1 protein-coding gene is annotated in these 498 nt (G+C 61.8%); it reads right to left on the bottom strand.

The window, feature by feature from the left end; all coding sequences use genetic code 11:
* Positions 1-498: porin (locus FQ705_RS30970; RefSeq protein ID WP_144148343.1), on the bottom strand; the 498-nt coding region annotated here is incomplete at both ends.

Below are 498 nucleotides of genomic sequence, written 5' to 3'. Positions count from 1 at the left end.
GTTGTTCGAGAAGCCGGTGTCGTTGCTGAACGCGTAGGTGCCGCCGAAATGCAGGCCGTTGATGTCGGGGCTGGTGTACTTGACCGAGTTGTTCAGGCGGAACGAGTTGTCGGTGTTGTCGTTGTCGTAGGGATGCGAGAACAGGTAGCCGGCCCAGTTGCCGTTGGCCGTGGTGAGCGCGAAGTAGTCGACCATCGAGTCGTACTGGCGGCCCAGCGTGACCGTGCCGTACTGGCTCGACAGGCCGACGAAGGCTTGACGGTTGAACATGCCGCCGTCGTTCGAGAAGCGGCCGTTACCGAGGTTGAAACCGCTTTCCAACGTGAAGATTGCCTTCAGGCCGCCACCCAGGTCTTCCGAACCACGGAGACCGAACAGGCTTTGGTCGATGCCCGTGCCTTCCGACCAGCGCGACTTGCCGGCGACATTGCTTTGGTACGTGATGCCCGCGTCGAGCACGCCATACAGCGTGACGCTGCTTTGCGCGTGGGCGACGGT

This window comes from Paraburkholderia sp. BCC1884 (genome assembly GCF_900996225.1).
Lineage (GTDB): Bacteria > Pseudomonadota > Gammaproteobacteria > Burkholderiales > Burkholderiaceae > Paraburkholderia.
Note: the sequence above shows the minus strand (reverse complement) of the source record. Positions and strands in the feature narration are given on the sequence as shown.